Source organism: Fulvivirga kasyanovii (assembly GCF_009711405.1).
In the GTDB taxonomy this organism is placed as follows: Bacteria; Bacteroidota; Bacteroidia; order Cytophagales; family Cyclobacteriaceae; genus Fulvivirga; species Fulvivirga kasyanovii.
The window spans coordinates 8872-15450 of record NZ_SMLW01000535.1 but is presented as its reverse complement, the minus strand read 5'-3'; the positions used below and the strand labels follow the sequence as shown (position 1 = coordinate 15450).

The 6579-nt window shown below is 36.8% G+C and carries 10 protein-coding genes; 8 read left to right on the top strand and 2 right to left on the bottom strand.

The features are described 5' to 3' along the window. The coding region (locus E1163_RS12325; protein WP_185156067.1) for a hypothetical protein at positions 1 to 576 on the top strand (576 nt) is incomplete at its 5' end. 169 nt (positions 577 to 745) lie between these two features. On the opposite strand, the gene E1163_RS12320 is transcribed toward E1163_RS12325, so the two are convergent. Beyond that, positions 746 to 1171: a hypothetical protein gene (locus tag E1163_RS12320; protein WP_155172089.1), complete on the bottom strand. Its 426-nt coding sequence runs from the start codon at positions 1169 to 1171 to the stop codon at positions 746 to 748. 590 nt (positions 1172 to 1761) lie between these two features. Between E1163_RS12320 and E1163_RS12315 the strand changes: the two genes are divergently transcribed. The 5 genes from E1163_RS12315 (at position 1762) to E1163_RS12295 (ending at position 4797) form a co-directional block, all read left to right on the top strand. Continuing rightward, the gene (locus tag E1163_RS12315) at positions 1762 to 2637 is read left to right on the top strand and encodes an SMODS domain-containing nucleotidyltransferase (RefSeq protein ID WP_155172087.1); all 876 of its coding nucleotides are present in this window, start codon (positions 1762 to 1764) and stop codon (positions 2635 to 2637) included. Next, positions 2615 to 3172 (top strand): SLATT domain-containing protein, encoded by a 558-nt coding sequence (locus E1163_RS12310; protein ID WP_155172085.1) that lies wholly within the window; start codon positions 2615 to 2617, stop codon positions 3170 to 3172. Before E1163_RS12315 ends, E1163_RS12310 begins: the two co-directional genes overlap by 23 nt. A 158-nt stretch (positions 3173 to 3330) precedes the next feature. Then, on the top strand, positions 3331 to 3735 hold the full coding sequence (locus E1163_RS12305; RefSeq protein WP_155172083.1) for a hypothetical protein: 405 nt from the start codon (positions 3331 to 3333) through the stop codon (positions 3733 to 3735). Between the two features lie 135 nt (positions 3736 to 3870). Further along, positions 3871 to 4332: a hypothetical protein gene (locus tag E1163_RS12300; protein ID WP_155172081.1), complete on the top strand. Its 462-nt coding sequence runs from the start codon at positions 3871 to 3873 to the stop codon at positions 4330 to 4332. Positions 4333 to 4338: 6 nt separating this feature from the next. Next, complete coding sequence (locus E1163_RS12295) at positions 4339 to 4797, top strand: hypothetical protein (RefSeq protein WP_155172079.1); 459 nt, start codon at positions 4339 to 4341, stop codon at positions 4795 to 4797. Positions 4798 to 4957: 160 nt separating this feature from the next. Here E1163_RS12295 and E1163_RS12290 read toward each other — a convergent pair whose 3' ends face one another. Then, complete coding sequence (locus E1163_RS12290; protein ID WP_155172077.1) at positions 4958 to 5221, bottom strand: hypothetical protein; 264 nt, start codon at positions 5219 to 5221, stop codon at positions 4958 to 4960. A 400-nt stretch (positions 5222 to 5621) separates the two neighbouring features. Here E1163_RS12290 and E1163_RS12285 point away from each other — a divergent pair, with 400 nt between their 5' ends. Both E1163_RS12285 and E1163_RS12280 read left to right on the top strand, forming a co-directional pair. Continuing rightward, positions 5622 to 5807, top strand: coding sequence for a type II toxin-antitoxin system RelE/ParE family toxin (locus tag E1163_RS12285; RefSeq protein WP_343033823.1), 186 nt, complete (start codon positions 5622 to 5624; stop codon positions 5805 to 5807). A gap of 2 nt (positions 5808 to 5809) precedes the next feature. Further along, positions 5810 to 6130, top strand: coding sequence for a helix-turn-helix domain-containing protein (locus E1163_RS12280; RefSeq protein WP_155172075.1), 321 nt, complete (start codon positions 5810 to 5812; stop codon positions 6128 to 6130). The last annotated feature ends 449 nt before the right edge of the window (positions 6131 to 6579 follow it).

Here is a 6579-nt window from a genome sequence, read left to right as displayed (position 1 = left end):
CCCAATGGGACTGCTAAGGAGTTTGCAGACGGATGGAATAAGTATTGGCTAAAAAGTCTTTCTGATTCTGGAATTGATGCTGTAATGCCTTGCATTTTGGGTTATTTCTTTATTGAAGTTTCTAAAATATCTGATAGGAACCTCGAAATAATATTAAAAGGACAGCTTGAAAATGAAAAAGTTGAAGATATATGTCCTTTAGACGGAGGACTTGTAATTTTTGTTGACGATGTTCCCGTTGTACAACCTCAATGTTGCTCTTCTTTAAGTGATTATCAAAACTGGATTGATGTGATAAATGAAACGTCCTCTGAATGGAAAGAGGTTTGGATTGGCCATCCTATGATCTATTTAAGAATTTTAAACAATAAACTCCAATTTTCTGAATTAACAGAAGATAGCGTTCCTAAGGAAAGGGTAGTAAATGAGTTTGATTTTTCACTATTTCAAAGAGAGCTTAAACGGGCCATTGAAGAGATTGAAGATTTTAAAAAACGAGTGGAGAAAATATTGGAAAGGCTTGATTACAATCCAGTGGAGAAAATTTCTTATGCCTTGATAAATAACACGTATTAATAAGGAAAAATGGTAGGCTTTGAGCTATGACATACGTTGGGAAGGAGAAAATATCAGGCATCCCGAATTTAAGAGGACCTGCTGAACCTGACCTGTGTAATATCTAACAAGTGTCACGATTGACGCTGGGTGGTGTTAGGCGCCAATTTTACTTGCACCAAATTATTGATCAATCTGATTCTTGAATACTACTCCTCTCAAGGAGGAGGAATTTTTCGCTAAAATCATTCGGCCGGATGTTTGGGTTATTACCTATTGCGAACTTCATTTTGTTGATATTAATGAATTCGATTATACCTAACATTCGAGCCTGTTCATTGCCTGTTGATTTCTCAGTAATAATCAAATCAATAAAATGTGGAGTTTGCGAACTGTCAATCTCATAAGTCATTTGGACTTGAGTTCCTTTCCTTTCCGATGATTTACCACCTAAGATTTGACCTTCAACTTCGAAAGTAGCAAAACCCTCTTTGTCTAGTGTTAGGCTTATGATTTTTCCGCTTTCTTCTCCGGTCCACTTACCAACATGTTTGTCGGAATTTGTGATAGTCTGAAAAGTCAGTAAGAATGTCAAGAAGCCAATTATAGTTTTCATACCAATTTATTAATGATGCTCAGATATTTAGTCATTCAGTTTTTCTGCTGTTCGATGACGACATTAAAATGGATTTAGTAAAGTTAGATCAAAAATAGCACCGTCATTCCGGAATTTTCGCAGAGCAACGGAGAAAATATCCGGAATCCCGAACTTAAAAGCACTAGCCAAACCTGACCTCTCAACTGACTAATACCTACACACTAACTTCTCCCTTGAGGGAGATGTCCCGATTTTTTCTATCGGGACAGAGGGTGTTTGGCCTCAAAGGCTCTATGCCTATTTCAAGGCAGATTTTATAAAAAATACCCAAGGTTGGGTATTGACAGGGATATTGGGTTAAGCTAGATTTAGATTTTGTATGTATTTGAATTTGTGCTGTTGGGAAAGTAATTGGTGTCGCTGGGAAAGTTTAGGTAGGGTGTGTTGGTAAGTTGAGTACATTCAAGTGTTTGTGATACCTGATTGTACGCAGTTGTAAATGGGTATATGGTTATTTATCAGGTAATCGATAATGATAACTATATGGGAAATAAGCGTAATGCCTTTATATATAACAGTGTTGTACTTAATTAGATCCATCAAATTCAATGTCAGTATCTGATAATTTCAAAACCTTTTGCAATAATCTTAGAATGTCAGATGACACAGTGGACTCCATTGCGTATAGATACAAGCGCATAACAAAACAATTGAACAAATGCTACTGGAACAGTGAGTCTGAAACCAGTCATAGCTTATATGTTGGTTCTTATGGGCGAGGAACAGAAATCCATACGAGTGACATTGATATGCTATTTTGGCTTCCTTATGAGGATTACATGAGATTTGATAATTACATAGGGAATGGACAATCAGCATTACTTCAAGAGGTGAAGAACTGCATACAGAATACATATAAAACATACATGAGAGCCGATGGTCAAGTAGTAAAGGTTGATTTTACAGACAAAATCTCATTTGAAATAGTGCCTTGCTTTGTGAATACTGACGATAGTTTTACTTATCCAGATACCAACAGCGGAGGAAGTTGGAGAACTACGAACCCAAAACCTGAAATAGCAGAAATGATATCTGCCAATAACCTGTGGAATAAAAATCTTAAAAGATTGTGTAGAATGGCTCGTGCTTGGAAGCAGGTTTGGGATGTACCCATGGGAGGACTGTTAATAGACACATTGGCTTATAAATTTTTGAAAGCTTGGGCGAATAAAGACAAATCATTTATCTATTATGATTGGATGAGTCGAGATTTCTTCAAATTTCTATGTGAGCAAAGTGAATCTCAATCATACTGGTTAAGCCCAGGGGCCAACCAGTTTGTGTGGAGAAAAGGAAAATTTGAATACAAGGCTAAAAGATGTTATAATATTTCATTGGAAGCAATTCAAAACGAATCAGATGGTTACCATTATACTTCCAAAACTAAATGGAGAGAGATTTATGGAACAAAATTCCCAAGTTGAAGTATTTGATTCACAGATACGAGAGCTTTACGGAAGGGTTGTCTGGTCGCACAAAACTCAAGAAAAGTGTGCCGATATTATATGGGAAAGACATAAGGCAATAAAGATTACTCAGATTGTTCTTTCAGCAACTACAACAACTGGAATTTTGGTTGCTGTTTTTGGTGAAAATTATTGGGTCGGTTTAATTTCTGCCATATTATCAGCTTTATTATTCGGGCTGAATACTTATACCAAGGATTACGACTTGGGAGAGATAGCTCAAAAACACTCAACCGCAGCAAATAATTTATGGAATATTAGAGAAAGTTATCTCTCGTTACTTACGGATATGGCTGCTCAGAAACTGTCAGTAGAACAAATTCGAAATAAACGAGACGAACTTCAAGATGATTTATTTAATATCTACAAAGGTTCACCTAGAACAATTTCAAAAGCATATCAAGAAGCTACCAAAGCTCTGAATGTGAATGAAGAATTGACTTTCAGTAAGAAGGAACTCAATCAACTTTTACCGGAATCTTTAAGAAAATAAACTAAGCACAACAAACACTAAAATGAATGTTCGAACTGAGCTCTTTGAAAGGCATTGCGAAAAGGAAACTTCACACCTTCTATAAACTGGGGGCATACGTATTTTAGTTGGATGTTGGTAGCAAGTCAAAACAACACAATTAATTAAAAAGAAACGAAATGGTTGATGTCATAGGTAAGGTAATACTTGTTGAAAGCTTTAAAGAAGTATTTGTTCGAATTCTGGAGAAAGTAAACCAAGATTATTTTGGCACAGTTGAAAAAAAGACTAAACTATCTGAAGCCCTGACTTCAATAAACCAAGCCATATTGGAAACTAAAAAATTCATTAGAAATGAAGGTTATGTGGACAATACTGACTTGAGTAAACTGTGGCACATTGCTTTAAATAAATCTGTAGCAGCTGACTTAAAAGAGGGACTTCCGAAATACTTATATCATAAAGCTGACTTTTGGGGAGAACCTCGAGAATGGCTAGATAATAAAGCATCATTAGAAATTGTTCCTAAACTAAATGACTTAAAAAACTTATGTGATGGAATAATGGTAAAACTGAATAAATAAAACCAGCTATCAACAGCGCATATAGTTTATGGCGGGTAAATGGCTGCCAGGCTTCGCTTCGTCGCCTGTTTTGGTTTCGGTGGACAGGAAAGTGCTTCGAAACCGCTACAAGTCATCTGCAAACCGTTGTGGCTAATGCCTACTAGCGAATCATTGAAAAGCTTAAATATGGGAACAATAGTTGCATTAAGAGGCAGAGCATCTTCAGGAAAAACATCTGCAATTAGAATACTTTATGAACTCCTTTTACAAAATGGATTTCAATTGGTTCGAGGTAATTTTCGAGACAGTGGTGGCGACTTTTTGGCTGTATTTTCTAAACAGGATAAGTTGTTGGGAGTAACAAGTTCAGGGGATACTTATGATCTTGTTCACGACAGACTGGAGGAATTAACTAGCGATAACTGCCTGCTTTGTATATGTGCATGTAGGACCTTTGACAGAGTTCCCCCAGGAACAAATGCAGCGATACGAGAATTCGTTAATTATGAGAATCGATTTATAGATAAAATGATTGATACAAATGAAGTGAGTAAGACGTCAACTAATGAACAGGATGCTCAGAATTTACTATCAGTCATTAATGACTTGTTTTGATTTCAAATGTCATTTAGGGATAGTGCTTCATATGGAAAACGGCAGGAATATAAAGCTATTGCTAAGTTGCTAGAACTTGGCTTTGATGTGTATTCAACCTTAGTTGATGATAAAGGAATTGATTGTGTAATCCGGATTAACAACCGAAGATACCTTGACATCCAAATAAAGGCGAGAAGTAATACTTGTGATTTAAAGAACCGTGGGTATTTCCCATTGCTGACTATAAGAGAAAAATGTGACAACTACTTTTTTGTTCTATATTCAGAGTTTATAGATAGTTATTGGGTTATACCATCGCAAGACATTGTCTTTTTAGCTTCACAGGAAAAAACTAACGTAAGCGAAAATAAAAAGGGGAAAAATACAGGTAAGTATGCTGTTCGGGTTGTAGGAACAAAATGCAACCCGCTACCTCAATTTGAAAAATATAAAAACGAAAAAGGGTTTGTCCTTTTGAAATAATCCACAAACTACAAGACAACAAATACTATCATACATAAGCTAACCGAGATCTTTGCAAAGGTAGTGCCTCCCTCTGACGCAAGCCTCCACTTGTGTCGATTACCTGATAAACGAACCTAAAAATTAAACAAAGGGCCATCCCAAAGAACAGCCCCAAACCTCAAAGCTTCTCCAACTCCTCCCAAAGAACCTTCAAATTAAAAAGAGCATTCTTTTCCTCCTGGTCAATACTTAGATCAGTGTGATACAGGGCCAAATTGTGGGTCATTTTTAAGGAAAAGATTAATTCATCAATACCCAGAAATTTAATACAGCTAATAAATTCCTGCTCAGTAGGAGTTAAGGGATTAAGAATTTTAGGGGCATCAACAGGCTCTGAGTAAGTGCCTTTGATGCAGGCTGTCGGACCATTTGTGTTTCGCATAAATGAAATGGATTAGTAAGTGTGTAAAATAGGATAGGTCACTGCGAAACACATCAAAGCAACGCCTTGAACGGTCTGCGGGACTTTCACCCGTATGCCTATCCAATACCTTTGGTTTAGCCGATTTTTTATTTCTGGCGTCATGATAAATTATAATGTGTTTCGCACTTCAAATATAGGGATTTAACTAAAACGAGTGTTATGTAGGGGAGCAGTTTTTGATTGTGTGAATGCTTGGAAGTGCCTGCACTGTATGATTGCCCCGATTTATCGAGGAGTCCCTATCATGTCTCCAAACGTAGAGCAAGATTTCATTCAAGATATTGTAAAGCAATCAGAATACGATTTCTAATCATTTCAAATTGTTTCCTAAAAAAGAAACTTTCATTTTTGGGTTTGCATTTGGGAATCCAGAACACTCTTTAAGAAAACATATTATCGATTATTCGCTTTCTGGGACAAAACTGAAAATACCGAAACACTCGTCCTAACAACTCATGGGCTTGTGAAGAAAACAGGAAAAACTCCTAAAGGCGAAATTGAACATGCTGAACAGATTAGAAAAAGGTATTTTGAAAACAAATAGTTATGGCAGCTTTAAAAACATACACCCTTGACGAAGTAACCGATAAATTTATCGGTAAAAGAGGAACAGCGAAAAGAGAAGCATTTGAATATGAGCTTAAGCTTGACCTTTTAGGAGAAGCTATCAAACGTGCTCGAAAAGAACGGAACCTAACTCAGGAACAATTGGGAAAACTCGTTGGAGTTAAAAAGGCTCAGATATCCAAACTGGAGAACAGCTTAACCGATGCACGATTTGAAACTATTATCAAGGTTTTTAAAGCCTTGAATGCAAAAATTAATTTCAATGTGGAGCTTTTAAACGAACACATGGAACTGACTTAAAAACTGATAACAGGTACTAAAATGAAGAAGACATTACCAAGACCTAAATGACTTTATCTTTATCTTAAATAAAGACGAATATGGTTTTGCCAACTTCAATTGTATTGTGTGAAAGCACCACGTCATTCCAAATGCAGCGGAGATGTGTAATCCTCTGATTAAATGTGCTACAGAAGGTTTGGGCACTGCCCCGATCGGGGAGATTCCAGATATTTTCTTTAAGCGCGGTCATGAAATCACATTTTATCACGAAAATTCTGGAATGACGGCATTTGAGCATTGTCAGTGCCATTTTTTTGAGTGTAATAAATTTCATGCGTTAAAATCAACCGCAACAATTAGCAAAGTCAAAACTCCATCTCCGCGTCGGAGAGGGCATTCCGGCCAAAACTAACCTACAGACCGCCGCCGGGTGAGGGCATACACCGGCAAGAAAATTCACCCCTAAT